Here is a 25,486-nt window from a genome sequence, read left to right on the forward strand (position 1 = left end):
CAGTTCCCGAGCGCAAAGTTCATGACATTCATCCCGCACTCGCCAGTTCAAGAACCTTGATCACCAAATCTTCAAAACTCAGGCCCGCTGCCCGCGCCGCCATCGGCACCAAGCTATGGTCGGTCATTCCGGGCGAGGTATTGGCTTCCAGCAAGTACGGCTTGCCTGCCGCATCGAGCAGGAAATCCACCCGCCCCCACCCGGCGCCGCCGATTATGGCGTAGCCTTGTTTTGCCAGGCGCTGAATTTCACTTTCCTGTTCTGCGGATAAACCGCACGGGCAAAGGTAGCGGGTGTCGTCGCGCAGGTATTTCGCTTCGTAATCGTAGAACTCGTTGGCCGGCTCGATTTTGATCACCGGCAGAACCTCGCTGCCGAGGATCGCGACGGTGTACTCTCCGCCACCGACAAATTGTTCGGCAATCACCAGATCGTCGTAGCGCGCCGCCAGTTCGAACGCGGCGCGCAAATCCGCGACTGACTTCACTTTGCTGATGCCGACGCTGGAGCCCTCGTTAGCCGGCTTGACGAACAGAGGCAATCCGAGGCGCACAGCGACCGCCGCGAAATCGCTGGCGGCATCGAGCAACTCGTAGGCGGGTACCGGCATTCCCGCCGCCTGCCACACCAGCTTGCTGCGCCATTTGTCCATCGCCAGAGCAGACGCCAGCACACCGCTGCCGGTATAGGGAATGCCCAGCAGCGCCAGCGCGCCCTGCACCGTACCATCCTCGCCTTGACCTCCGTGCAGGGTGATAAACACACGCTGGTAACCATCACGCTTCAGCTCGCCCAACTCCCGCTCGGACGGATCGAACGCATGCGCATCGACGCCGCTGCGCTTGAGCGCGGCCAGCACTGCATTACCGCTTTTAAGTGACACCTCACGCTCGGCGGATTTTCCGCCCAGCAGCACCGCGACTTTTCCGAAGAGGTGAGGGGTGAGGGGTGAGGGGTGAGGGGAAAACCCCCGGGTTTCCCCTTGGTCATCTTTCTCCGTCAAACCCTTGCCAGTTTCAACTTGCATGCTTTTGCTCCTCACCCCTCACCCCTAACGCCTCACCGATTACTCTTACTTCCGTGACCAGTTCAATGCCGTGCTGCGCCTTCACCGTTTGCCGCACCTTGTCGATCAGCGCCTCGATGTCCGCTGCCGTGGCTCCGCCGGCGTTGACGATGAAATTGGCGTGCTTGGGCGACACCATCGCCCCGCCAAGCGCCGATCCCTTCAGGCCGCACGCCTCGATCAATCGCGCCGCATAGTCGCCAGCCGGATTGCGGAACACCGAGCCGGCATTGGGCGTGCCGATCGGTTGGCTCGCCACCCGCTTTTCCAGCAAGCCCTTGATCTTTTTCCGTGAAACCTCACCGTTGCCGGGCTTGAAAGCGAACCAGGCGGCGACGAACCATTCGCTGCCTATGCCTGCCTTGAGCGCCACGTGGCGATAGCCGATGTCAAAATCCTGTGGCGTACGGCGGCGCAATTCGCCAAAGCAGTCGATGGTCAGCACTTCGGTCACGTGTTGCCAGGTTTCCGCTCCGTAGCAGCCGGCGTTCATCGCCAGCGCACCGCCCACTGTGCCGGGAATGCCGGCGAGAAACTCGGCGCCCTCGAAACCGTTCAAGGCTGCGAATCGCGCCACCTTCGGGCTGGCCACCCCGGCCTCGGCGTAAACTCCGCTTGGCGCGCCCGGCTTACCGTGACTCAGCGTGATCTGGTTGAGCGCACTGTGCAGAAGCACTACCGTGCCGCGCACCCCGCCATCGCGCACCAGCAAATTGCTGCCCAATCCGATGAAGTGCACCGGCTCGTCAGCCGCAAGACCCTGCAAAAACTGCGCCAAATCGGCGATATCCGCCGGAATGTAGAAACGCTCAGCCGGACCCCCGACACGCCAGCTGGTGTGCTTGCTCATCGGCTCGTTGTACTTCAGCACGCCACGCAACTTTTGAGGTGCAAGCGCCAATGCCATATTCATGTCCTTGTCCTCCTCACCGCTCACGCCCCGCCCCGCGCCAAGTTGCCCGGCACCTGGCCGATCGAGCCAGCCCCCATGGTCAGCACTACATCGCCGTCCCGCGCCGCATTCAGGAGTTCACCCGGCAGTTCCGCCACGGTTTCCACGAAAATCGGCTCAACCTTGCCCGCCACCCGGATGGCGCGCGCCAATGCTCTGCCGTCTGCGGCTACGATCGGCGCTTCGCCGGCCGGATAGATTTCGGTCAGCAGCAGGACGTCGACGGTCGACAGCACCTTGACAAAATCCTCGAACAAATCACGAGTGCGGGTATAGCGGTGCGGCTGGAATGCCAGCACCAGTCTCTGACCCGGGAATGCCCCGCGCGCCGCCGCCAAGGTCGCCGCCATTTCCACCGGATGATGGCCATAATCGTCAATCAGGGTGAGGCTGCCGCCATCCGGCAGGGAAACCTTGCCATAACGTTCGAAGCGCCGACCGACGCCGCTGAATTCGGCCAATCCCTTGACGATGGCCGCATCCGGTGCGCCCACTTCCATCGCCACTGCAATCGCCGCAAGCGCATTCAGTACGTTATGCTGGCCGGGCATGTTGAGCGTCACCGCCAAGTCGGGCATCCCGGCACGTTGCACCTTGAAATCCATCCGGCCGCCATTGTGGACAAGATCCTTACCCAGAACCTGCGCACCTTCTTCCAGGCCATAGGTGATCACCGGCTTGGTGATGCGCGGCATGATCTCGCGCACATTGGCATCATCTGCACACAACACCGCCATACCGTAGAACGGCAGGCGCTGGATGAAATCGACGAAGGCCTGCTTCAGCCGGCCGAAATCGTGGCCGTAGGTTTCCATGTGGTCGGCATCAATATTGGTCACCACCGCCATCACCGGCATCAGGTAGAGAAAGGAGGCATCGGATTCGTCCGCTTCGGCAACGATGAATTCGCCCTGTCCCAAGCGCGCATTGGCGCCAGCAGCCTCCAACTTGCCGCCGATAACGAATGTCGGGTCCATCCCTGCCTCGCCAAGGATGCTGGCGATCAGGCTGGTGGTCGTGGTCTTGCCGTGAGTGCCGGCCACCGCAATGCCCTGCTTGAAGCGCATCAGCTCCGCCAGCATCATGGCGCGCGGCACCACAGGGATGTTGCGCTCCCGCGCTGCCGCCACTTCCGGGTTGTCGGCCTGTACCGCGGTGGAGATCACCACCACATCGGCACGCGCCAGATTGCTGGCAGCATGGCCTTGGTAAACCAGTGCGCCGAGTGCTTTGAGGCGACGGGTAGCAACGCTGTCGCCCAGATCCGAACCGCTCACCTCGTAACCCAGGTTGATCAGCACCTCGGCGATGCCGCTCATACCGACTCCGCCGATGCCTACGAAATGGACGTTTTTGACTTTATGTTTCATCCTGCCAGCTCCATGCATACTTGTGCCACGGTCGCGGTCGCTTCCGGCTTGGCCAATTTTTTCGCCGCCTGCGCCATCGCCAGTAATTTCTCGCGGGTAAAACCATGCAGCAGTACCGCCAGTTTTTCCGCGTTCAATTCGGTCTGCGGCAGTAAGACTGCCGCGCCGTTCTCGCTCAGGAAGCGGGCATTGCCGGTCTGATGGTCGTCCACTGCGTGAGGGTAAGGCACCAGCACACTGGCCACACCGGCGGCAGTCACTTCGGCCAGGGTCAGTGCCCCCGCCCGACACACGATCACGTCGCACCAGGCATACATCTGTGCCATATCTTCGATGAAGGCGCGGGCATCGGCCTTAACACCGGCAGCAGCATAGTTGGCACTGAGTTTTTCCAGGTTTTTGGCACCGGACTGATGGATTACTTCGGGGCGGTCGGCTTCTGCAATCAGCGCCAGCGCCTGCGGCACCGCTTCGTTCAGCGCTGCGGCACCCAGGCTGCCGCCCACCACCAGCAAGCGCAGCTTGCCCTGACGCCCGGCCATCCGTTGCTCCGTTGCAGGCAAGGCTGCGATATCGGCGCGCACCGGGTTGCCGCACCAGGTCATCGCCGGCCTGGCGCATCCGATCGGCTTGTCTCCGGGATTGTTGAAGGCTGATGGGAAGGCCACCAGGACACGATCGGCAAGACAGGCCAGCACCCGGTTGGTCAACCCTGCCACCGAGTTCTGCTCGTGAATCACCAGAGGTTTTGCCAGCAGAGTAGCCATTAACCCACCGGGGAATGCTGTAAAACCGCCCATGCCGAGCACTACATCGGGGCGAATACGGAAAATCGCCGCCGCGCTCTGCCACATCGCCAACAGCAGCATGAGCGGCAACGCCGCCCAGCGCAGCACGCCCTTGCCTCGCATACCGGCGAACTTGACCCAGGCCATTTCGTAACCTTTTTCCGGTATCAGCCGCGCTTCCATGCCGGCACGAGTGCCCAGCCATACCACTTTCCAGCCCTTCTGCCCCAGAAAGTCTGCCACGGCCAGTGCAGGGAATACGTGCCCGCCAGTTCCGCCCGCCATGATCAGGATAGTGCGTGAAACTCCGTGAGTGGTGAGGGGTGAGGAGTGAGGAGTAGAGTCAAAGGCGGCGCGGTGGGAGGTTTTACTCCTCACTCCTAACCCCTCACTCCTCACTTCTTCATGACTCATACTGAATAACCTTTCATAACCTGCCGGTTTTCCCAGTCCGCCCGCATCAGCACGCCGATTGCGGTGCAATTTGCAACGACTGCGCTGCCGCCGAATGACAGCAGGGGCAAAGTCAGACCCTTGGTCGGCAACAGACCCATGTTCACGCCCATATTGATAATCGCCTGCACCGCCAGCCAGACGCCGATGCCGTAGGCCACCAGCGCGGCAAAATGGCGGTCGATCCCAGCCGCCTGGCGGCCGATAGAAAAAGCGCGGACAGTCAGCCAGACGAACATCAGAATCACTACTGTCACACCAGCCAACCCGAGCTCTTCAGCGATGACTGCGAGCAGGAAGTCGGTGTGCGCTTCCGGCAGATAGAACAATTTTTCGACACTCGCGCCCAGACCGACGCCGTACCATTCACCGCGGCCGAAGGCGATCAGCGCATGGGAAAGCTGATAGCCCTTGCCATAGGGATCTGCCCAAGGATCCATAAAACCGATAATGCGCTGCATACGGTAGGGCGAAGTCCAGATCAGCACGAGGAAGCCCACTACCAGCATGGCGATGAGACCAGCGAACAACCGCCAGTTCATGCCACCGAGGAACAGGATCGCCATGGCAATACTGGTGATCACGGCAAAGGCGCCAAAATCCGGCTCGCGCAGAAGTAAGCCGCCGACCAGCAGCATCACCATGAACATCGGCATGAAGCCCTTCTTGATGCTGTCCATGTAAGCCGCCTTGCGCACCGTGTAATCGGCGGCATACAACACTGCAAACAGCTTCATGAACTCGGATGGCTGCAAATTAATCACCACCAGCGACAGCCAGCGACGACTGCCGTTGACCTCTCGGCCGATACCGGGAATCAGCACCAGCACCAGCAGCAGCAGGCCGGAAAGAAACAAATAGGGCGCGATTTCCTGCAACACCTTATTTGGCACCTGAAAGGCAAACAGGCCGAACAGGGTACCGATACCGAGGAAAACTCCCTGGCGCACCAGGTAATAGCTTTCCTGGAAACCGGTATGCTTATCTGCTGCCGAGATGGCAATTGAGGAGGAGTACACCATCACCAAACCGAAGCCGAGCAACAGGATCACCAGCCACAGCAAGGTGCGGTCGTAGTCTGGTCTGGCATGCGGCGCAACAACCGGCGAATAGGAGTTCATGCTTTCGCTGCCTCCTTGAACACATGCTGTAAATTTGCTCGACCGCGTGTCGGCGTCTGGCGGCAATCGCGGTCGGTCGCATCCCGCAAGCGGGAACCCTGCTCCCTGCTCATACCGCCCCCTCCAGTTCCTTGACTGCTGCGACAAATACCTGGGCGCGATGTTCGTAGTTGCGGAACATATCGAAGCTGGCGCAGGCCGGCGACAGCAGCACCGCGTCACCCGGATGGGCCTGCTCGAATCCCAGGGTTACCGCCTTCTCCAGGCTCGCCGCATAGATCAGTGGCACACCACAGCCAGTCAGGGCCGCTCCGATTCTCTGCCCGTCACGGCCAATCAGCACGACAGCACGGGCATGGGCAGACACTGCCGGTGCCAGCGGGCTGAAATCCTGGCCTTTGCCATCGCCACCGGCAATCAGCACCACTTTGCACGACATGCCGTTGAGTGCAGCTACCGTGGCGCCTACGTTGGTTCCCTTGGAATCGTCGTAGAAAATAATGCCATTAATCTCCGCCACTTTCTCCACCCGGTGAGACAGACCCTTGAACTCGCGCAGCGCTTCAATCAGGGGTGGAAACGGCAGATCGATGGCGCGGCACAAGGCCAGAGCAGCAAGCGCATTGGCGGCGTTGTGCAAGCCGGCAAGCGGCAGATCGGCGATTTGCATCAACCGATTCTCACCTTGTGACAGCCACTGGCTGTTATCGCTACCCAGCAATCCCCAGTCATCGGGGTTTTGTGGCTCATCCAGGCCAAACGTCATCACTTTGCGATCGGACTTCGCCATTGCCAGGCTGTAGTGGTCTTCCCGGTTCAGCACCTGGACGCCGTTACCGGCAAAAATGCGCTTTTTGGCCGCGGCGTAATCCTCCATGCCATGGTAGCGGTCCATGTGGTCTTCGGTCACATTAAGTACGGTCGCTGCCGCCGGGTTCAGTGTGTGCGTGGTTTCCAGCTGAAAACTGGAGAGTTCGATTACGAACACGTCAGCAGTCTCGCCGCGCTGATCCAGATCGCTCAATGCATCCAGCACCGGCAGACCAATATTTCCCGCCACCACGGTATGCAGGCCAGCCTTCCTGCACATCGCACCGACCATCTCGGTCACCGTGCTCTTGCCGTTGGAGCCGGTAATGGCAATCACCTGGGTCCTGAACGTCAAATCCTGAGTGCAGAGCGCCTGGGCGAACAGCTCGATATCCCCGACCACTGCCACGCCGTGCGCCAGCGCGTCGGCAACGGCCGGTTCACGCAGGGAAACGCCCGGACTGACCGCGAGCAGATCGGCATTGCGAAACACCTCTTCCCTGAGCTTGCCGGTGAATAGCGGCACGCCAGGTAGCTCAGCCTGAAGGCGTGCGGCGTGCGGCGGGTTGTCGCGCGAGTCGGTGACAGCCACCACCGCGCCTCTCGCGTCCAGCCAGCGCGCCATGGAAAGGCCGGTGACGCCCAGCCCCACCACCAGCACTTTTTTATGTTCGAGGTTCAATCTCATCTCAGCTTCAATGTCGAGAGTCCAACCAGCACCAGCATCATGCTGATGATCCAGAAACGAACTACAACTTGATTCTCTTTCCAGCCCTTCAACTCATAATGGTGATGCAGCGGCGCCATGCGGAAGATGCGCTTGCCGGTGAGCTTGAACGATCCCACCTGAAGCACCACCGACAGGGTTTCCACCACGAACACCCCACCCATCACGAACAGAACAATCTCCTGCCGCACAATCACCGCCACCACGCCGATCGCGGCGCCCAGCGCAAGCGCGCCCACATCGCCCATGAACACTTCGGCGGGGTAGGCATTGAACCAGAGGAAGCCCAGACCAGCTCCGGCCAGGGCAGTGCAAAACACAGCCAGTTCGCCGGCACCCGGTACGTAGGGAATGCCGAGGTAACGTGAAAAAACGAAGTTACCTGCAACGTAAGCGAATAGCGCCAGCGCACCCGCCACCATCACCGTCGGCATAATGGCCAGTCCGTCCAGCCCGTCGGTGAGATTGACAGCATTGCTGCTGCCGACGATGACGAAATAGGTCAGCACGACAAAACCTACTCCGCCGAGGGGAATTGTCACCAGCTTGAAGAAGGGCACGATCAGTTCGGTATGGGCCGGCAGCGTGGCAGTCATGGCAAGAAACACGGCGACACCAACGCCGATCAGTGATTGCCAGAACAATTTGGCCTTGGCCGACAGGCCCTTGGGATTACGATGCACCACCTTGCGCCAGTCATCGACCCAGCCGACTGCACCGAATCCAATCGTGGTGACCAGCACGACCCAGACATATGGGTTTTTCAGATCCGCCCAGAGCAGAGTGGAAATCGTCAACGCAACCAGGATCAGTGCTCCACCCATGGTCGGCGTCCCGGCTTTGATGAGGTGAGTCTGCGGGCCGTCGTCGCGCACCGACTGACCGATCTTGTAGGCGGTGAGCTTGCGGATCATGGCCGGACCGACGATGAACGAGATCATCAGCGCCGTCAGCATCGCCAGTACCGCACGCAGCGTGATATAGCCAAACACGTTGAAGGCCCGAATATCCTGCCCCAGCCACTGGGTCAATGCGAGCAGCATGTCGAATCCTCCTCCAGCACGAAACTCTTCACTACTCGCTCCATCTGCATGAAACGCGACCCCTTCACCAGCACCGTTACATCCGGCGCCAGCCGATTTTCGATTTCGTGCAGCAGATCCTCGATATATTCGAAATTCCGCCCACCCTCGCCGAAACTCTGTGATGCAGCGGAACTCAGATCGCCCAGGGTGAACAACAGATCGATCCCGGCCGCCTTCGCTGCCGCGCCGATTTCGGCATGCAGCGCACGCGCGTTTTCACCCAGTTCGCCCATGTCGCCGAGCACCAGCATCTTCTTGCCCGGCATGCCGGCGAGCACGGCGATCGCCGCCCTCACCGAGCCGGGATTGGCATTGTAGGTATCGTCGATCATGGTGGCGCCATGCAGACAGGGATTTTTCAGCAGCCGACCCTTGACGCTGGAAACCTTTGCCAACCCCGCAACGATGGTTGCGTTATCGACCTCCAGGGCCTGAGCCACGGCAGCAGCAGCCAGAGCGTTGCGCACGTTATGCTCGCCCGGTACGGGTAACGCGACGGTAAATTTACCGGTGGGCGTGACCAGCACTATTTCGCTGCCGAAGGACTGCAATTTGAAACTGGCCGACACTTCTGCTTGCGGCTTGAGTCCGAAGCGGATGACGCGATGGCCTGTTGCCAGCTCCTGCCATAGTGGCGCATGAGGGTCGTCGACGTTGATCACGGCAGTGCCGTTGGCAACCAGGCTCTGAAAAATCTCGCCCTTGGCGTGAGCCACCGCTTCCACCGTGCCCAGACCCGCCAGATGAGCGGCCTGGGCATTGATGACCAGCGCCACATCGGGCCTGGCAATTCTGGACAGATAAGCGATCTCGCCCGGATGGTTCATGCCCATCTCGATTACGGCGTAATGATGGGTATCGCGCAATTCGAGCAGCGTCAACGGCATGCCGATGTCGTTATTGAGATTACCCTTGGTCGCAAGCACTGCTTGATCGCCAGCCTGCTCTCGAAGTATTGCCGCAATCATTTCCTTTACCGTGGTCTTGCCGCTGCTGCCGGTGAGCGCCACCACGGGAATGGTGAAACGGCTGCGCCAGTGACCGGCCAGTTCACCCAGAGCAAGGCGCGCATCCTTGACAAGCAGCAGCGGGAAATCGCCCCAGGCCGGGTCGCGTCGCTCTACCAGCGCGGCGACTGCCCCCTGCTCCATCACTTGTTTGACGTAATTGTGGCCATCGAAACGCTCGCCCTTCAGTGCTACGAACAAATCGCCGGCAGCCACCGCACGGCTGTCGGTGGTAACGCCGGAGAACGTCACATCCGTGCCGCTGGTTTCAGCGTTCAGGGCCTTGGCTGCTGCACTCAGGCTTAACATGTTGCATATCCTTGCATACGATCTTTCATGCGCTTCAGCGCATTGCCAAAGTCGGAGTCCCGATCCGGGACAAAACTTGCCGTGCCACGTCGGCATCGGCAAAGGGCAATTTCATACCCTTGATTTCCTGGTAATCCTCGTGCCCCTTACCGGCGATCAGCACTACGTCATCCGGCTGCGCCTCGCGCACGGCGGCGTCTATCGCGGCAGCACGATCATCGATCACACGGTAGTTGGCACCCATACCGGCAATGATTTCGTCGATGATGGTCTGAGCATCCTCGCCACGCGGGTTGTCACTGGTCACGATTACGCTGTCCGCCAGGCGCGATGCCACCTCACCCATCAGCGGGCGCTTGCCGCGGTCGCGCTCGCCGCCGCAGCCGAACACGCAAATCAACTTATTTTTCTCGCCCATGATTTCGCGTAAAGTGCCGAGCACTTTTTCCAGCGCATCCGGGGTATGGGCGTAGTCCACGACCACCAGCGGCTTGCCCTCGCCACCCAGGCGCTGCATGCGGCCGTCAACCGACTCAACCTTGCCCAGTTCACGCACCGCGTCTTCCAATGCAATGCCGCTTACCAGCAGTACTGCCAACGCAGCCAGCAGGTTGGAAGCGTTGAAGCGGCCGAGCAACCGGCTATTCAACTGTGCCGTCCCCCATGGCGTAATCGCCTTGAAGCGGATGCCGTCTGCATCCGCCACCAGATCACGTGCCAGAACAACAAAACGACAACCCTCATGCTTTCCTTCCAAGCTGTAACCCACTGTCTGAACGCCGCCACAACCGAGCCTGCCGGCCAGTTCAACGCCGAACGGGTCATCCATATTAAGTACCGCGTATTGCAGTTCCGGCCACGAGAACAGGCCGGCCTTGGCAGCAGCGTAGGATGCCATGTCGCCGTGGTAATCCAGATGGTCACGCGACAGGTTGGTGAGCACAGCGATGTCAAAATGCACACCGTTAACCCGACCCTGCGCCAACCCATGGGAAGAAACCTCCATCGCCGCGCATTTTGCGTCGTCATCCAGGTAGCTGCGCAGCAGCGCATGCAGGCTGACCGCATCCGGCGTGGTATTGGCTGAAGGCGCCAGCGCGCTAAAAAAACCGTTGCCGAGCGTGCCGACCATGGCGGTTTTTCTGCCCAGTTCGCTCAGGCATTGAGCAATCCAGTGACAGCACGAAGTCTTGCCATTGGTGCCAGTGATGCCTATCGTCCACATTTGGCGTGATGGCTCGCCATAAACCTGGCTGGCAATCTCGCCGATTTTGTCGCGCAAGCCGTCAACCGGAAGATTCGGCACTTCCCACTCAGCATCCCACTCAAAACCCTCACGCTCCCACAGCACCGCGTTGGCACCGGCGGCAACCGCCTGTGCAATAAACTTGCGCCCGTCCTGCCTTTCGCCTGGATAGGCGGCAAAAGTATCTCCCTGCCGGGCTTGTCGGCTATCGACAACCAGACGCTTCACCTCTGTGGCCAGTTGCGCAAGGACAGAAGCTTCCGCTCTACTCCTCACCCCTGACGCCTCACCCCTCACGGAAGTCATACCACCTCCTTCACTTCGGGGGCACCTTCCAGCGGCAGGATATTGCTTGTCGGCGCATCGGGAGGCACAGAAAGCAGACGCAGCGCACCCGACATTACCTGGCTAAATACCGGTGCAGCCACAGCGCCGCCGTAATACTGGCCATTGGAAGGCTCATCGATCATCACCGCCACGATCAGGCGCGGATTGGAAGCCGGAGCCAGACCGACGAATGAAGCGATATACTTGTCCGACGCGTAATGGCCGTTTTCTTCCTTGTGTGCCGTACCGGTCTTGCCCGCCACGCGATAGCCCATTACTTGGGCACGCGGCGCCGTACCCCCCGGCAGCACCACCAATTCCAGCATACTGCGCACCGCTTGCGAGGTGCCCGATGTAATCACCTTCACGCCTGCTGGCGGGGCATCCACCTTGATCAAGGAAACCGGCCTGATTTCCCCGTCTCCGGTAAAGACCATATAGGAACGCGCCAATTGCAGCAGACTGACTGAAATACCGTGGCCGTATGCCATGGTGGCCTGCTCGATTGGCCGCCAGGATTTGTAGGGGCGCAACCTGCCTGACGCCTCGCCGGGGAAGCCCGCATGGGGCGGCTTACCGAAACCAAGATGATCGAAGGTATTCCACAGAGTTTCCGGCTCCAGTGTCAGCGCCATTTTGGCGGCACCGACGTTGCTTGACTTCTGAATCACCTGCGCCACTGTCAGTACACCATTAGGATGGGCGTCATGGATTGTTGCCGAACCGATGGTGAAGGTGCCGGGTGCGGTCTGAACCGGTGTATCAGGCTTGAATTTCCCCGTCTCAAGTACCGCCGCAGCGGTAAAGGGCTTGAACGTCGATCCCGGTTCGAAGGTATCGGTAACAGCTCGGTTGCGCGTGCTGTTACGGTTGAGTTTGGCACGGTTGTTTGGGTTGTAGGCGGGCAGATTGGCCAGTGCCAGAATTTCGCCGGTCTTCGCATCAAGCACAACGATTGCACCGGCCTTGGCCTTGTGTTCGGTAACCGCCGCTTTCAACTCGCGATAGGCAAGATACTGGATCTTGCGATCGATGCTGAGCGCAAGGTCGTGACCGTCCTGCGGAGCGCGTATGCTTTCCACATCCTCGACGATGCGGCCAAGGCGATCCTTGATCACGTGGCGGCTGCCCGGTTTGCCGGCGAGCCAGTCCTGGTAGGTCAGCTCGAGCCCCTCCTGGCCATTGTCATCGACGCCGGTAAAGCCGAGCAGATGGGCCACCACATCCCCGGCAGGGTAGTAGCGACGATATTCTCGCTGCAGAAATACGCCCGGCGCATCCACCTGCATCACACGTGCGGCGGTTTCCGGCGGCACTTGGCGCTTGAGATAAATAAAATCACGCTGGCTGTGAGTAAAACGTCCCTTCACGTCGCTTTCACTCATTTCCAGTATCTTGCTCAGCTGACGGATACGTGCTGGAGTAATCTCGAAATCCTTCGGGCTGACCCACACCGACTCCACCGGCGTACTGATCGCCAGAGGCTCGCCGTTGCGGTCGGTGATCATGCCGCGGTGCGCAGTCAGCTCGATCACCCGACTGTAGCGCGCGTCGCCCTTCTGCCGCAGAAAGTCGTTGTTCAGCCCTTGCAGGTAAAGAGCCCGCGCAATCAAGATCAGAAACCACGCCAGCATGAACCACAGCAGAATGCTCGCGCGCCCTGCCGGCAACTTCAGCATCGGCACACTACTACGTCCGCGTGTTGCCCCTTTTAGCCCGTAGCTCATGGCCGCGCCGCCTTGATTATCGCTGGCTGCACCACCTGAATGCGCGTGGCATCAGGCACCTGCATCTGCAGGTAGGCGGTAGCGATTTTCTCGATACGGGTGTGCATCGCCCATGTACTTTGCTCCAGCTGCAACTGCCCCCACTCCACTTCCATCTTTTTCGCCAGCTCCTGCTCCTGTTGCAGTTCGATGAAAATCTTGCGCGCCTTGTGCTGGGCTGTAACGACCCCCAGCGCGCACAACACCAAAGCCAGCACCAGCAGCAAATTGAGCTTGGTCATAGCGCAGCCTCCGTGCGCTCAGCCACGCGCATGGTCGCGCTGCGCGAACGCGGGTTGGCGGAAACTTCCGCCGCGGAAGGTCGAGCAGCCTTGCCCACCAGGCGCAAATGTGGCGCCGGCAGCTCCGCAGCACGCAACGGTAGCCGCGCCGGAAATACCGCCGGTTGCGCGCCATCACGCATGAAGCGCTTGACGACCCGATCTTCGAGGGAATGAAAGCTGATGACTACGAGGCGGCCAAACGGCGCCAGAACATCGACGCACTGAGGTAACACTAACGACAACTCCTCAAGCTCCTGATTGAGGTAAATCCGTATAGCTTGAAAGGTGCGCGTCGCCGGGTCTTGATGTGGCTCGCGGCTTTTGAAGGCCTTTGCCACGATCTGGGAAAGTTGGCGAGTGGTGACAACTGGCTCCCCCGATCGAGCCGCAACAATCGCTCTTGCAATCTGTTTAGCATACCGTTCTTCACCATAATTTTTTATCACCTCCCCAAGTTGTTGTTCTGTTACATCAGCCAACCATTCCGCAGCGGTTTGTCCATGGCTCGTGTCCATGCGCATATCGAGCGGCCCGTCAAAACGAAAACTAAAACCGCGTACCGCTTCGTCGATTTGCGGAGAGGAAATCCCCAGATCCAGCAATACTCCATCGACGTGCGCTACACCCAGCTCTTTCAACACATCGCGCAAGCGGCTGAAGCTGCTGTGCACAATCTGGAAGCGCGGATCGGTTATTTTTTGGGCCTCTTCTACTCCGGCCAAATCCCTGTCCAATGCAATCAACCGTCCCTGCTCGCCGAGTTTTTCCAGGATCAACCGGCTGTGACCGCCACGACCGAAGGTACAGTCCACGTACACCCCGTCCGGCCGGATATTCAGACCGTCGACCGCCTCATCCAGCAGAACCGTCTTGTGAAGGAATGCCTCGCTCACAGCGAGAAATTTTCCAGCGCGGTCGGAATGGCATTGCCAGGAGACAGCGCCTGCTCCATCTGAGCACGCCAGCCATCCTTACTCCACAGTTCGAAATATCCACCCTGGCCGATCAGCATGGCTTCTTTCTCCAGTCCGGCCAGCTGACGCAGCACGGGAGAAACCAGCAGGCGACCGGATGCATCCAGTTCCAGCTCCTCGGCATGGCCCAACAGCAGACGCTTCCAGGAACTCGACACAGGATCGAAACTCGGCAATGAATTGATTTTTTCTTCGATGGGCAGCCAGGCAGGCTGAGGGTAGAGCAGCACACAGCGATGGGGATGCGCGGTCATGACCAGCCGCCCGGCGGATTGAACCAGCAACGCGTCACGATGCTTGCTTGGCACTGCCAAGCGTCCTTTCGCATCGAGATTCAAAGCTGTTGCACCGCGAAACATGTCATCCCCTTTTTTTATTTTCTGGCAGAAGCAGGCCTCCCACAAATTCCCACTTCTCACCACTGTTTCCCACTATAGGCAAAAAAAAGTTGGGGGTCAAGCTAAATTTCGGGTTTTTCTCTTTTGTGACAATGAGTTAATCCACAAATCACAGAAAAACCAATATGCTTAAAAAGCAAATAGATACGTAAAATACCGAAAGTGATTTATTAGGACTTTTGAGGGGTGGGGCGAAGGGTGGGGCAAAGAAGGGAAGCAAATCTTCGTAACGCAGCAACGACTCCCTCTCCCCTTGCGGGAGAGGGCTGGGGAGAGGGGTAAACAGCCCCGTCTCGCTCGAAATACCGCCCTCTCCTCAATCCTCTCCCGCTAGCGGGAGAGGAGGCAAACGAGAAAGGCACTTGCTTTGATCTGGGTGAAGCTGGCCGATAAGCCGGGTTCTGTCGTGGACAGTCATTCCTCTAGGCGCACGGTTACCCGTGAACTCAAGCAACCTACCCGCAGGCTCGACGAGCCGCCTCAACGCCTGCCTATTTGGTCTTGCTCCGGATGGGGTTTACCCTGCCACTCCTGTTGCCAGGTGCGCGGTGAGCTCTTACCTCGCCATTTCAACCTTACCTGATCCACCCCTTGCGGAACGGCCATCGGCGGTGTATTTTCTGTGGCACTTTCCATGGCCTCACGGCCTCCGGTCGTTAACCGGCATCCTGCTCTATGGAGCCCGGACTTTCCTCTCCGCGCTTACGCGCGCAGCGACTGTCTAGCCAGCTTCATGGTCATTGTACCACGTTGTCCTTGATAATTCCCGAGCAATTTGGTAGGGTATTGCTATTCCACCAAGGAAACCTAATGGACAACCACTTGCAAGCCTTGAGCACCGCAGTCCAGCACAACTGCGATATCGCCGACGCCCAGCACGCGCGCAATTTCACCCTGTGCACCTACCTGCTGAAGATGCGCGAGCTGTATCGCTGGGAAAAAGGCTACTCATTCCAGGCGTCGCTGCCCAAGGACGAACTCGGTGAATGGCTGACCCGCCGCGAGCAACGCTGGGAAGAGCTGGAAAACCAGTCTTATGCGCCCATCTCCATCGGCGACACTGCATTCAATCCATTCGACACTGAAGCCATCAACCGCGCCTTACTGCCCAGCGGGCTGGTTTACAGCGGCGGTGTGGGCGGACGCTCGGCCCCACATTTTTTCCTGGCCGACCTGCTCAGCGCCGAACAGCGCGACGGCTACCCGGTATTGGTCGCAAACAACGAACATGCCCGCGACCTTGCCGCCCCGCCCGCCATGATGCTGGGCGGCACGGTGTTTGTCCGGCGCGAATCGCTGCGCCGCATGCTGTGGGAAAAAATCGAGGAGTGGAACTGGAAAAAGAAAGGCAGCGCTATGGCTCGCTCGCTTGGCCATTATGACTTCGAGCAGGACTTTACCGCCGCCCTGGAACAGATGACCGACACGGAAACCGAATCGGTGATTTTGCATGAAATCGGCGAATGCCACGCGGGAGCGCAGCTGGGTCCAGACTGGAACGACATGCTGGCCGCCATATCCGGCTCCCGTGCCGAGATCGTGGCACGCGCGGTGCGCGACCATGTGGCAGACTGCAGCATCGCCTTGCCGCGTCTGCTGGAGCGCCACAACACCGCAAGCCTGCACTTTTACTTCGCTAACTTCACCGCCATGCGCCGCGCTACCTTCCCCGAGTTGAATGAAGCCTACCGGCGCTGGACGGACGACGGCCAGCTTGCGGCGCTGGCAAAAGAAGTGGCAACAGGGAAAGATCGCTGGACTGCCACAGCTCTGCAGATGCTGGATAGCTACAGGAAAGCACCGGACAACTGCGCGAATCAGATTATCGAGCTGGCGCCGATTTCATGTGGGGCATAGCAGCGGATCTGCTCCGAGAGAAGGCACTGCCCGCCATCAATCTACCAACCGCCACCCTATCTTCTCACCCGCCCGAAGCGGCACCAAAACATCGCTGCCAAATTTTATTTCTGTCGGCACATCCCAACTTTCCTTCAGCAGCGTAACGCTGTCCCCATTGCGCGGCAGGCCGTAAAAATCCGGTCCGTAAAAGCTGGCGAAGGCCTCCAGCTTATCCAGCGCACCCGCCTGCTCGAATACCTCGGCGTAAAGCTCGATGCCAGCATGGGCGGTATACATGCCGGCGCAGCCGCAAACGGCTTCCTTGGCACTCTTGGCATGGGGCGCGCTATCGGTGCCGAGAAAAAACTTCGGATCGCCGCTGGTCGCCGCCGCGACCAGCGCGCGGCGATGCTCCTCGCGCTTCAGTACCGGCAAGCAATAGTGATGCGGGCGGATGCCGCCGGCGAACATGGCGTTGCGGTTCATCAGCAGGTGATGGGCGGTGAGCGTACCGGCAACGCGCTTTGATGCCGCCTTGACGAACTCCACGCCGTCCCGGGTGGTGATATGCTCCAACGCCACCCGGAGACCAGGAAAACGCTGTGCCAGCGGCGCCAGCACGCGATCGATGAAGACCTTTTCGCGGTCGAACACGTCCACCTCGGGATCGGTAACCTCGCCATGCACCAGCAACGGCAAATCCTGCTTTTCCATTTCCGCCAGTGCCGCACTGCACTTGCCGAGCAGATCGGTCACGCCCGAATCCGAATTGGTGGTGGCCCCGGCCGGGTAAAGCTTGACCCCGTGTACCTGCCCGCTCTCCTTGGCCAGTGCGATTTCGTCAGGCGTCGTATTGTTGGTCAGGTAGAGCGTCATCAGCGGTTCGAAGCGCGCATTCTGCGGCAAAGCCGCGAGGATGCGCTCACGATATGCCAGCGCAAGCTCGGTGGTGGTGACGGGCGGCCTGAGGTTGGGCATGACAATGGCGCGTCCGAAACGGCGCGCCGTGTCCGGCAGCACCGCCCGCATGTACTCGCCGTCGCGCAGGTGCAAATGCCAGTCGTCGGGACGGATAAGGGTTAATTTTTCCATTTGAATATATCCTAGAAAAGCGATTGAACCGCTACTTCCAAGATTATACGACGCTTCAGGAAACTCTCCGTTTCCGGTTTCAGTTATAATTTTTCCCCATGTATAGAATATTCGCACTGACTCTGCTTGTTCTCGCCGGGAGCTTACCAGCGCAGGCCGCTCCGGACGGCGCCAGGCTCTACGCCCGCAACTGCGCGGCATGCCATGGCGAAAATGGCGGCGGAGGACTCGGCGTTCCGCTCTCGCTGCCCTCGTTTCAGGCCACCGTCAGCAACGATTATCTGCACAAGACCATTCGTCTTGGCCGCCCCGGCAGGGTCATGCCCACATCGGCACTGCCAGACGCCGACATCGACGCCATCGTCCGCCACATCCGCAGCTGGAACAAGGCACCGGCGCCGCAGTTCTCTGCCACGCCCGTCAAGGGGAATGCCGGGCGTGGCCGGGTGCTCTACGCCGAACGGTGCGTAGCCTGCCACGGTGCCGACGGAGAGGGTGGCAAGGGTACCGGCGTGACCTTCTCGCGCCCGCGCGACCTGCCGATCATGGCGCCAGCTCTGAACAACCCCGGCTTTCTCGCCGCCGCCAGCGACAGCATGATCAAGAAAACCCTGATGAACGGGCGCGAAGGCACGCCGATGGTCTCCTTCCTGAAACAAGGGCTAAAGGAAAAAGATATCGACGACATCGTCAGCTTCATCCGCAGTTTCGAAAAATCACCCAGATCCATGCATGCCGGCGTACTCGAAACCGAACAAGCCGTGCTGACCATGGATTCCCCCTACGACCTCAAGACCACGATCGAAAACGTAAAACAAGCGGCCAGCTCGAACAATTTCATCTTCATCCGCGAACAACCGCTCAACCACGGACTGACGCCAACAGGCCAGGAAGATCCACACCAGCACATCATCTATTTCTGCAACTTCAGCATGCTGAACGCGGCGCTGGCGACCGACCCCAGAGTCGGCCTGTTCCTACCCTGCCGCATCACCGTGGTAGAGCAGAACGGCAAAGTCAAAATGATGACGGTCAACCCCAAACGCCTGAGTAAAATCTTCAACAACGCCGAGCTCAATACCCTTTGCGACGAAATGACCAAGCACTACCTGGCGATCATGGAAGAAGCGGCGATATGAAAAGAACGATGCGGGTCCTGATCGCCGCCCTGCTTCTCGGCATTGCCTCCACCGCCTGCGCCGACCAGCTGCTAATGATCCGTTCCAGCCTGTCCTTCCCAGAAGCGATGATGGTGCTGCAAAACGCCATCACGACGCGGGGCTACAAGGTCACGCACGTGCAGAACGTGGACATCGGCCTGACGAAAATCGGTTACAAAACCGACCAATACAAGGTGGTGTTCTACGGCAAAGCCGAAGAAGTCGCGCAGCTCACCGCAAAATACCCCGAGCTGATCCCCTACCTGCCACTCAATGTGGCAATATTCGCCGAACGGGATAACACCATCCTGGTCACCGACCGTCCTGGCGTCCTCGCTGATTTCTTCCCGAACCCCGCGCTCAAGACAGTATTCATGCGTTGGGAAAAAGACCTGACGGAAATTGTCAACGAGGTGCAGGAAGCCAGGTGAGGAAAAGAGGCGCAAGATGCTGATTTGGCGTTCGCCAGTTTCTATATTGGAAATGAAGGATAGTCGCCATCCCAACCCGCCTGTCTATGTCTGATGAGTGATGCTGCCGGGCAATACCCTGGACCGGAAAAACATGCTTTGCCAGATCAAGGCCAATTCGTGCTAATGTTCATTTTGGACCCCTTTCCCGGCTGACTGAATTACTGGCACCTCCAGTCTGGTACAGCGACCAATAGATGAGGGGAGCCCATCCCACTGGGTTAGATCGACGATGCACAATTCAAATTTTTCAACGATGGAGAAAAAATCATGAGCAAAGGCCAGGACTCGAAGAAAGCCGTCAAGAAAGAACCCGCTAAAACAACCAAGGAAAAAAAGGCTGACAAGAAGATTAAGCAGGAGGAAAAGAAGCGCCAAGGACCCTGATGAATTACCAGAATTCTGGATGCAGTTAACTCAAGTCTAGATTCGTAGCGTGGCCATGACTACGCTGCTTCAAGCTCGACATGCATACGACGATTGATTTTTGTGGCGATATTCACCTGCGTACCGAGCGAAAAACGGGGCACCCTGCCGCTTCACCCCTCATTCTTCTTCAACTGCAACGCCAGTTCATACAGCGCATTCTTCTTCTCGCCGCTGATCTCGGCGGCCAGTTTCACCGCCTGTTTCAGCGGCATTTCCGCCAGCAGCAGTTGCAGGATGCGCTGCGCTTCCTCACCTATCCCCTCCTCCTTTGCCACTTCCGCCCCCGATACCAGCAGGACGAACTCGCCCTTCTGCTGGTTAGAGTCGGCTTCCAGCCATTCCAGAGCCTCTTCCAGCGTGCAGGTATGGATGGTTTCGAAAATCTTGGTCAGCTCGCGCGCGATAGTGACCGTGCGTGTGCCGCCCAGGACTTCCCGCAGATCGGCCATACTGGCGAGGATGCGGTGAGGTGATTCGTAAAACACCAGGGTATGGGGCATCGCCTTCAGCGCCGCGAGCTCGCGCTTGCGCTCCGATGCGGTGTGCGGCAGAAAGCCATAGAACAGAAAATGTGGCGCGATGATCCCAGCTGCTGAAAAGGCGGTGATCGCCGCATTCGCACCGGGAATGGGAACGACGCGCAGGCCAGCCTCGCGTACCTTGGCGACCAGGTAGGCGCCGGGATCGCTCACCGCCGGCGTGCCGGCATCAGAAACCAGCGCTACCGACTTGCCGGACTGGAGCATTTCGATCAGCCGCGTGGCGGACTGGTATTCGTTGTGTTCATGCACTGCGATCAGTTTGGCACCGATGGCGAAGTGGTTGAGCAGGCGGGTGGTGTTGCGGGTATCCTCAGCGGCGATGGCGTCAGCGCTACGCAAAATTTCCAGTGCGCGCAGGGTAATGTCCTGCAGATTTCCAATTGGTGTGGCAACTACATATAATATGCTTTTGCCTGTCTGGTTATTTTCCTGATGCAATGGTTCGCCACCTTTCTGATTATCCTGTTTGCCGCATTCAATAGCGGCTGTGCCACCTCGACAATACCTGCACCGGTAAGGGAAGCCCTGCCCATCGCCACACCAGTGCAAAGCGCCCCGGCACCGCCGACAGCCCCCTCCCTGGAAACCAAAACACCGGTCGCACAAGCCTTCCCGCTGACTATGGCGCTTCCTCCGGAGGCTTTTACAGCTCCGCAGAAAAAAGGCCAGAAACCCCATATCGCGCTGCTGTTGCCACTCAAGTCGGCATCGTTCGGGCCGGCTGCCGAGGCGGTCAGGCAGGGTGCCGTTGCCGCTTCCATCATGCAGATACCGGCAGTACTGCCGCTGCAAGTCTATCCTACCGGCGACCAGGTTGAAGATATTGTGTCCGTATACCAGCAGGCATTGCAAGCCGGCGCCAAAATCGTGATCGGCCCATTGACCCGGAATGCCGTCACTACGTTAGCAAAAAGCGGTCTGGTTGAGGTGCCGACCCTGGCCCTGAATTATCCGGAGGGGGAAGAATTTCTTCCTGAAAATCTCTACCTGTTCGGCCTGACCGCGGAGGGTGAAGCGCGCCAGGCTGCACGCCGCGCGTTTAACGACGGATGGCGCACAGCCCTGACCGTTACCGCCAATACGCCGCTAGCCAAACGGGTACAGCTGGCATTTTCCGATGCTTGGCGCGGCTTGGGCGGAAAGCTGGTGGCACAGGCCAGCTTTTCCCCCGAGCAGACCCAATTCCCCGCATTGCGCGATACGGTATTCAAACATCGGTCGGACATCCTCTTTCTCGCCGCCGATGCCGAGCGGGCTCGCATGGTCCGCCCATATCTGGATCCCAACACACCGACCTACGCCACCTCGATGGTCTTCGGCGGCAACCAGGAAATCGGCAGAAATGTCGACCTGAACGGCGTGCTGTTTGCCGATATGCCCTGGTTGCTCGTGCCTGACCACCCCGCCGTAATGATATTCCCACGTGCTGAAAAATTCAGCATCGAGCAGGAGCGGCTTTACGCCCTGGGCATTGATGCCTTTCGTATCGCCATCGTAATGGCACAGAACCCGCGACCAGCTGAAGGCCCCGTGATGGATGGCGTGACCGGCCAGATTAGCCTTGCCAACCACCAGTTCCAGCGTGAAATGGCGGTTGCGCAATTCAGGGAGGGAACAGCGGTAGCCACCGAGTTCGCCGACCCGAGAAATCTTGGCGAACCCCGGTAATACCGGCGCCGAAGCAGAGCGACTGGCTGCGACCTTCCTGCAGCGGCAGGGGCTGAAGCTGGTTGAAACCAACTATCGCTGCCGCTTCGGTGAAATCGACCTGATCTGCAAGGATCAGAATTCGCTGGTATTCGTCGAAGTCCGACTGCGTGGAAACGATGCATTCGGCGGGGCCGCGGCCAGCATCACTGCCGGCAAGCAACACAAACTGGTGCTCGCCGCCCGGCATTATTTGCAGCAACTGCGCAGCTTCCCTGCCTGCCGCTTCGATGTGGTATTGTTGCGCAGCCTGCGAGATAATGACATTGAGTGGATCAGGAATGCTTTTGGTGAGTGACACCAAAAACCATTTTCAGCACGAATGACACAAATAATTCATTAAATGAACACAACAACCACCGCGGTCCTTTTTGCATTTTGACATTCGTGGTTAATTCAGAGATTTTAAAGACATGGATTTAATCAGTCGAATCAGCCACCATTTTACCGAAAGCGCTCACCTCAAGTTGCAGGCGCTGGATCTGCTTGCGGCCCCGATTGCCGATGCGGCAGAACGCCTGGTGCAGTGCCTGATGGCCGACGGCAAAATTCTTGCCTGCGGCAATGGCGGTTCGGCGGCGGATGCCCAGCATTTCTCCGCTGAAATGCTCAACCGTTTCGAGATGGAACGCCCGGGGCTCGCCGCGATTGCGCTTTCAACCGACTCCTCAACCATCACCTCGATTGCCAACGACTACGATTTCGACCAGATTTTTTCCAAGCAGATACGCGCTCTGGGGCACTCTGGCGACCTGCTGCTCGCCATTTCCACCAGCGGCAATTCACGCAACGTGATCCAGGCGGTAAACGCAGCCCATGACCGCGGCATGAATGTAATTGCACTGACCGGCCGGGGCGGCGGCCAGATGGCCGAAATCCTGATGCCTGGCGATATTCACCTGTGCGCGCCGGGCGACCGTACCGCGCACACGCAGGAAATCCATATTACGGCCATCCACTGCCTGTGCGATGCTGTTGATTGTTTATTACTAGGAGTTGAATAAATGCCAAACCATAAAAATACACCGAAGGTGAACCATTGCCCCCTCTCCTGCGAGCGGGAGAGGGTTGGGGAGAGGGGGACTAGCCGTAGTATGGCTAGTTATCTCTACCTGATTGTTACAACTTTTTCCATCATCAACCTGCAAGGCTGCTTCCCGGTCGTTGCAACCGGCGCGGGAACGGCTGTTCTTATGGCCGAGGATCGCCGCACTTCAGGCATTTATATCGAGGACCAGGGTATCGAACTAAAAGCGTCCAACCGTCTCGACGAAAAATTCAAGGACACCATTCATGTCAACGTCACCAGCTACAACCGCACCGTCCTGATAACCGGTGAAGTTCCGTCTGAGGCCACCAAACAGGAAGCAGAAACAACCGTCCGCGGCGTTCCCAATGTCCGCAACGTTCTCAACGAACTCGCCATTGCCGGCGTCAGTTCCTATACCTCGCGCAGCAACGACAGCTACCTGACCTCCAAGGTCAAGGTACGCTTTGTGGACCTGGGAAAATTCCAGGCCAATCACATCAAGGTGGTGACGGAAAACAACGTGGTCTATCTGCTTGGCATCGTGAAACGCAATGAAGCGGATAGCGCCGTGGAAATCGCCCGCACCACTGGCGGAGTGCAGAAAGTGGTCAAGCTGTTCGAATATATCGACTGATGAGCTCTTTCGCTGCACCGCTGTTCGAGAACAAGATTTGTACAACCGGCAATCTGGCTGAGCGCATTGCCAAACTGCCTCACCCATTAGTGTTCACCAACGGCTGCTTCGACATTCTCCACCGTGGCCATGTCACCTATCTGGCACAAGCGCGTGCACTGGGCGCCGGCCTGATCATCGGGGTTAACACCGATGCTTCGGTGAAACGCCTGGGCAAAGGCATTGATCGCCCGATCAACAATCAGGATGACCGCATGGCGGTGCTGGCGGCGCTGGAAAGCGTCAGCCTGGTCTGCCTGTTCGATGAGGACACGCCGCTCAACCTGATCCTCGCCTGCAAGCCGGATGTGCTGGTAAAAGGTGGCGACTGGGCCGCAACCGAAATCGTCGGCGCGCGGGAAGTGCAAGACTGGGGCGGGACAGTCCATTCGATTCCGTTCCTGCACGAGCGCTCCACCACCGCGACCCTGGCCATGATCCGCAGCCTTTGATGCTTCCCGCCGATTTTATCAGCCGGCTTCAAGCCATTGTCGGCCGGGACAATCTTTTCACTGATCCGGTGGACTGCTATGCCTATGCCTACGACAACAGTCGCAAGATATTTCCACCCGAAGCGGTTGCGTTTGCGCTGAATACCCAGCAGGTGCGGGACGTCATCCAGCTTTGCAACCAATGCGCTGTTCCGGTCACGCCGCGCGGCAGGGGCACCGGCACTGCCGGCGGCAGCATTCCTGAATGCGGTGGCCTAGTATTGTCGCTGGAGCGCATGCGCAACATCATTCTCGTCGACCCTGCCAACCGGCTGATCGTCGCCGAGCCTGGCGTACTCAACCAGGAAATCCAGGAAGCCGCAAAGCAGCACGGCTTTTTCTGGCCTCCCGACCCTTCCAGCAGTGCTTATTGCAGCATCGGTGGCAACCTCGCCACCTGCGCCGCCGGCCCCCATGCCGTTAAATACGGAGTCACCCGCGACCATGTGCTGGGATTGAAGGCGGTAACCGGCAACGGCGAAATCATCAAGACCGGCTGCGCTACCACCAAGGGCGTTGTCGGCTACGATCTGACGCGGCTGATCATCGGTTCGGAAGGTACGCTTGCAGTGATTACCGAGGCCACCCTCAAGCTCACCCCGCTACCACAGTCGGTGGGCGGCATCACCGCACACTATGCCGACATCACCCACTGCGCCAGGGCGATCACCGCGATCATGGCGCAACCGCATATTCCCAGTGCACTGGAATTTCTCGACAGCGCGGCACTCGACCTGATACGCGGCCGTCACCCCGGACTTCTGCCGGAAAACTCGCGCGCCATGCTGATGATCGAGGCGGATGGAGGAACTGCGGAAATTGCAGACAGTGCCGAAGCCATCCGCCGGGCCTGCCAGAATGACGGCCTGATTACGGCTGAAGCCACCGCCGATCCAGCCGGGCTGTGGGCGGTGCGCAAGGCCCTTTCACCACTGTTGCGCGACATCGCCCCGAAGAAGATCAACGAGGACATCGTCGTGCCGGTTTCAAGGCTGCCGGAGCTGCTGCAGGGGCTGGGAGAACTGAGCCGGAAATACCGTGTGGCCAACGTGAATTTCGGCCATGCCGGTAACGGCAACATCCACGTCAACCTGCTGATCAACCCGGACGATCCTGATGAAATGCGGCGAGGAGAAGCCTGCCTGGACGAGGTTTTTGACTTAGTATTGAAGCTCGGCGGCACGCTTTCAGGTGAGCACGGCGTGGGCCGCGAAAAGCGCGCCTATGTAGGGCGCGAGATTGATGCGCAAACCATGGCGCTGATGAAACAGATCAAACAGGTCTTCGACCCCAACGGGATACTCAACCCGGGAAAATTGTTCCCCTAGCTCTTTGGAACTTTTTCGGCGGCCTTGATTGCCACTTTTCGC

At 59.0% G+C, this 25,486-nt stretch carries 24 protein-coding genes and 1 other RNA gene; 9 read left to right on the plus strand and 16 right to left on the minus strand.

All coding sequences use genetic code 11. The annotated features are described in order from the left end of the window. Positions 1–28 precede the first annotated feature (28 nt). From SCD_RS12270 to rnpB, 14 genes are all read right to left on the minus strand, one after another. On the minus strand, positions 29–1,027 hold the full coding sequence (locus SCD_RS12270; protein ID WP_009205483.1) for a D-alanine--D-alanine ligase: 999 nt from the start codon (positions 1,025–1,027) through the stop codon (positions 29–31). Then, positions 1,017–1,979 carry a UDP-N-acetylmuramate dehydrogenase gene (gene murB / locus SCD_RS12275; protein WP_041673491.1) on the minus strand — a complete coding sequence of 321 codons (963 nt, stop codon included), beginning with the start codon at positions 1,977–1,979 and terminating at the stop codon, positions 1,017–1,019. Before murB ends, SCD_RS12270 begins: the two co-directional genes overlap by 11 nt. A 20-nt stretch (positions 1,980–1,999) precedes the next feature. Then, entirely contained in the window at positions 2,000–3,388 is a 1,389-nt protein-coding gene (gene murC, locus SCD_RS12280) for a UDP-N-acetylmuramate--L-alanine ligase (RefSeq protein WP_009205485.1), read from the minus strand. Next, positions 3,385–4,461, minus strand: a complete 1,077-nt coding sequence (gene murG / locus SCD_RS12285; RefSeq protein WP_041673492.1) for an undecaprenyldiphospho-muramoylpentapeptide beta-N-acetylglucosaminyltransferase — start codon at positions 4,459–4,461, stop codon at positions 3,385–3,387. The genes murC and murG overlap by 4 nt, the downstream gene beginning before the upstream one ends. Before the next feature lie 125 nt (positions 4,462–4,586). Beyond that, entirely contained in the window at positions 4,587–5,750 is a 1,164-nt protein-coding gene (gene ftsW, locus SCD_RS12290; protein WP_009205487.1) for a putative lipid II flippase FtsW, read from the minus strand. A gap of 109 nt (positions 5,751–5,859) precedes the next feature. Continuing rightward, the gene (murD, locus tag SCD_RS12295) at positions 5,860–7,248 is read right to left on the minus strand and encodes a UDP-N-acetylmuramoyl-L-alanine--D-glutamate ligase (protein ID WP_009205488.1); all 1,389 of its coding nucleotides are present in this window, start codon (positions 7,246–7,248) and stop codon (positions 5,860–5,862) included. After that, the gene (gene mraY, locus SCD_RS12300; protein ID WP_009205489.1) at positions 7,245–8,330 is read right to left on the minus strand and encodes a phospho-N-acetylmuramoyl-pentapeptide-transferase; all 1,086 of its coding nucleotides are present in this window, start codon (positions 8,328–8,330) and stop codon (positions 7,245–7,247) included. The genes murD and mraY overlap by 4 nt, the downstream gene beginning before the upstream one ends. Next, positions 8,315–9,688 (minus strand): UDP-N-acetylmuramoyl-tripeptide--D-alanyl-D-alanine ligase, encoded by a 1,374-nt coding sequence (locus SCD_RS12305; protein WP_023506999.1) that lies wholly within the window; start codon positions 9,686–9,688, stop codon positions 8,315–8,317. Before SCD_RS12305 ends, mraY begins: the two co-directional genes overlap by 16 nt. Positions 9,689–9,722: 34 nt before the next feature. Then, positions 9,723–11,240 (minus strand): UDP-N-acetylmuramoyl-L-alanyl-D-glutamate--2,6-diaminopimelate ligase, encoded by a 1,518-nt coding sequence (locus tag SCD_RS12310; protein ID WP_009207821.1) that lies wholly within the window; start codon positions 11,238–11,240, stop codon positions 9,723–9,725. Next, positions 11,237–12,988, minus strand: a complete 1,752-nt coding sequence (locus SCD_RS12315) for a peptidoglycan D,D-transpeptidase FtsI family protein (RefSeq protein WP_023507000.1) — start codon at positions 12,986–12,988, stop codon at positions 11,237–11,239. Before SCD_RS12315 ends, SCD_RS12310 begins: the two co-directional genes overlap by 4 nt. Next, on the minus strand, positions 12,985–13,269 hold the full coding sequence (ftsL, locus tag SCD_RS12320; RefSeq protein ID WP_009207830.1) for a cell division protein FtsL: 285 nt from the start codon (positions 13,267–13,269) through the stop codon (positions 12,985–12,987). The genes SCD_RS12315 and ftsL overlap by 4 nt, the downstream gene beginning before the upstream one ends. Beyond that, positions 13,266–14,204: a 16S rRNA (cytosine(1402)-N(4))-methyltransferase RsmH gene (rsmH, locus tag SCD_RS12325; protein WP_009207831.1), complete on the minus strand. Its 939-nt coding sequence runs from the start codon at positions 14,202–14,204 to the stop codon at positions 13,266–13,268. The genes ftsL and rsmH overlap by 4 nt, the downstream gene beginning before the upstream one ends. Further along, positions 14,201–14,644: a division/cell wall cluster transcriptional repressor MraZ gene (mraZ, locus tag SCD_RS12330; protein ID WP_023507001.1), complete on the minus strand. Its 444-nt coding sequence runs from the start codon at positions 14,642–14,644 to the stop codon at positions 14,201–14,203. The genes rsmH and mraZ overlap by 4 nt, the downstream gene beginning before the upstream one ends. 413 nt (positions 14,645–15,057) lie before the next feature. Beyond that, positions 15,058–15,416, minus strand: an RNA gene (gene rnpB / locus SCD_RS15950) — RNase P RNA component class A. 77 nt (positions 15,417–15,493) lie between these two features. On the opposite strand from rnpB, the gene SCD_RS12335 reads away from it, so the two are divergent. Then, positions 15,494–16,540: an Sfum_1244 family protein gene (locus SCD_RS12335; RefSeq protein WP_009205491.1), complete on the plus strand. Its 1,047-nt coding sequence runs from the start codon at positions 15,494–15,496 to the stop codon at positions 16,538–16,540. Positions 16,541–16,576: 36 nt separating this feature from the next. Here the strand turns inward: SCD_RS12335 and pyrC are convergent, their stop codons facing one another. Continuing rightward, positions 16,577–17,614: a dihydroorotase gene (gene pyrC / locus SCD_RS12340; protein WP_009205492.1), complete on the minus strand. Its 1,038-nt coding sequence runs from the start codon at positions 17,612–17,614 to the stop codon at positions 16,577–16,579. A gap of 98 nt (positions 17,615–17,712) precedes the next feature. Between pyrC and SCD_RS12345 the strand changes: the two genes are divergently transcribed. Both SCD_RS12345 and SCD_RS12350 read left to right on the plus strand, forming a co-directional pair. Beyond that, positions 17,713–18,753 (plus strand): c-type cytochrome, encoded by a 1,041-nt coding sequence (locus SCD_RS12345; RefSeq protein ID WP_009205493.1) that lies wholly within the window; start codon positions 17,713–17,715, stop codon positions 18,751–18,753. Further along, positions 18,750–19,205: a DUF302 domain-containing protein gene (locus SCD_RS12350; protein ID WP_009205494.1), complete on the plus strand. Its 456-nt coding sequence runs from the start codon at positions 18,750–18,752 to the stop codon at positions 19,203–19,205. Before SCD_RS12345 ends, SCD_RS12350 begins: the two co-directional genes overlap by 4 nt. 578 nt (positions 19,206–19,783) lie before the next feature. Here the strand turns inward: SCD_RS12350 and rsmI are convergent. After that, entirely contained in the window at positions 19,784–20,653 is an 870-nt protein-coding gene (gene rsmI / locus SCD_RS12355; RefSeq protein WP_023507002.1) for a 16S rRNA (cytidine(1402)-2'-O)-methyltransferase, read from the minus strand. Between rsmI and SCD_RS12360 the strand changes: the two genes are divergently transcribed. The 6 genes from SCD_RS12360 (at position 20,648) to SCD_RS12385 (ending at position 25,444) form a co-directional block, all read left to right on the plus strand. Then, on the plus strand, positions 20,648–21,883 hold the full coding sequence (locus SCD_RS12360) for a penicillin-binding protein activator (RefSeq protein WP_009205496.1): 1,236 nt from the start codon (positions 20,648–20,650) through the stop codon (positions 21,881–21,883). The two genes, rsmI and SCD_RS12360, sit on opposite strands and share 6 nt — an antisense overlap. Beyond that, positions 21,867–22,220 carry a YraN family protein gene (locus tag SCD_RS12365; RefSeq protein WP_009205497.1) on the plus strand — a complete coding sequence of 118 codons (354 nt, stop codon included), beginning with the start codon at positions 21,867–21,869 and terminating at the stop codon, positions 22,218–22,220. Before SCD_RS12360 ends, SCD_RS12365 begins: the two co-directional genes overlap by 17 nt. Before the next feature lie 115 nt (positions 22,221–22,335). Beyond that, positions 22,336–22,926 carry a phosphoheptose isomerase gene (locus SCD_RS12370; RefSeq protein ID WP_009205498.1) on the plus strand — a complete coding sequence of 197 codons (591 nt, stop codon included), beginning with the start codon at positions 22,336–22,338 and terminating at the stop codon, positions 22,924–22,926. Positions 22,927–23,016: 90 nt separating this feature from the next. Then, entirely contained in the window at positions 23,017–23,586 is a 570-nt protein-coding gene (locus tag SCD_RS12375; RefSeq protein ID WP_041673494.1) for a BON domain-containing protein, read from the plus strand. Then, positions 23,586–24,077 carry a D-glycero-beta-D-manno-heptose 1-phosphate adenylyltransferase gene (rfaE2, locus tag SCD_RS12380; protein WP_009205500.1) on the plus strand — a complete coding sequence of 164 codons (492 nt, stop codon included), beginning with the start codon at positions 23,586–23,588 and terminating at the stop codon, positions 24,075–24,077. The genes SCD_RS12375 and rfaE2 overlap by 1 nt, the downstream gene beginning before the upstream one ends. Further along, positions 24,077–25,444, plus strand: coding sequence for an FAD-binding oxidoreductase (locus SCD_RS12385; RefSeq protein WP_009205501.1), 1,368 nt, complete (start codon positions 24,077–24,079; stop codon positions 25,442–25,444). The genes rfaE2 and SCD_RS12385 overlap by 1 nt, the downstream gene beginning before the upstream one ends. Positions 25,445–25,486 lie beyond the last annotated feature (42 nt).

The organism is Sulfuricella denitrificans skB26, from assembly GCF_000297055.2.
Lineage (GTDB): Bacteria > Pseudomonadota > Gammaproteobacteria > Burkholderiales > Sulfuricellaceae > Sulfuricella > Sulfuricella denitrificans.

Coding starts and splice junctions, on each gene's coding strand:
- SCD_RS12315 (WP_023507000.1), bottom strand. CDS start 12,988: ATGAGCTACGGGCTAAAAGGGGCAACACGCGGACGTAGTAGTGTGCCG.
- SCD_RS12345 (WP_009205493.1), top strand. CDS start 17,713: ATGTATAGAATATTCGCACTGACTCTGCTTGTTCTCGCCGGGAGCTTA.
- murB (WP_041673491.1), bottom strand. CDS start 1,979: ATGAATATGGCATTGGCGCTTGCACCTCAAAAGTTGCGTGGCGTGCTG.
- SCD_RS12360 (WP_009205496.1), top strand. CDS start 20,648: ATGCAATGGTTCGCCACCTTTCTGATTATCCTGTTTGCCGCATTCAAT.
- murD (WP_009205488.1), bottom strand. CDS start 7,248: ATGAGATTGAACCTCGAACATAAAAAAGTGCTGGTGGTGGGGCTGGGC.
- ftsL (WP_009207830.1), bottom strand. CDS start 13,269: ATGACCAAGCTCAATTTGCTGCTGGTGCTGGCTTTGGTGTTGTGCGCG.
- rfaE2 (WP_009205500.1), top strand. CDS start 23,586: ATGAGCTCTTTCGCTGCACCGCTGTTCGAGAACAAGATTTGTACAACC.
- SCD_RS12375 (WP_041673494.1), top strand. CDS start 23,017: ATGGCTAGTTATCTCTACCTGATTGTTACAACTTTTTCCATCATCAAC.
- SCD_RS12370 (WP_009205498.1), top strand. CDS start 22,336: ATGGATTTAATCAGTCGAATCAGCCACCATTTTACCGAAAGCGCTCAC.
- SCD_RS12335 (WP_009205491.1), top strand. CDS start 15,494: ATGGACAACCACTTGCAAGCCTTGAGCACCGCAGTCCAGCACAACTGC.
- mraY (WP_009205489.1), bottom strand. CDS start 8,330: ATGCTGCTCGCATTGACCCAGTGGCTGGGGCAGGATATTCGGGCCTTC.
- mraZ (WP_023507001.1), bottom strand. CDS start 14,644: ATGTTTCGCGGTGCAACAGCTTTGAATCTCGATGCGAAAGGACGCTTG.
- murC (WP_009205485.1), bottom strand. CDS start 3,388: ATGAAACATAAAGTCAAAAACGTCCATTTCGTAGGCATCGGCGGAGTC.
- SCD_RS12385 (WP_009205501.1), top strand. CDS start 24,077: ATGCTTCCCGCCGATTTTATCAGCCGGCTTCAAGCCATTGTCGGCCGG.
- SCD_RS12350 (WP_009205494.1), top strand. CDS start 18,750: ATGAAAAGAACGATGCGGGTCCTGATCGCCGCCCTGCTTCTCGGCATT.
- SCD_RS12270 (WP_009205483.1), bottom strand. CDS start 1,027: ATGCAAGTTGAAACTGGCAAGGGTTTGACGGAGAAAGATGACCAAGGG.
- SCD_RS12310 (WP_009207821.1), bottom strand. CDS start 11,240: ATGACTTCCGTGAGGGGTGAGGCGTCAGGGGTGAGGAGTAGAGCGGAA.
- murG (WP_041673492.1), bottom strand. CDS start 4,461: ATGGCGGGCGGAACTGGCGGGCACGTATTCCCTGCACTGGCCGTGGCA.
- ftsW (WP_009205487.1), bottom strand. CDS start 5,750: ATGAACTCCTATTCGCCGGTTGTTGCGCCGCATGCCAGACCAGACTAC.
- pyrC (WP_009205492.1), bottom strand. CDS start 17,614: ATGGAAAAATTAACCCTTATCCGTCCCGACGACTGGCATTTGCACCTG.
- SCD_RS12305 (WP_023506999.1), bottom strand. CDS start 9,688: ATGTTAAGCCTGAGTGCAGCAGCCAAGGCCCTGAACGCTGAAACCAGC.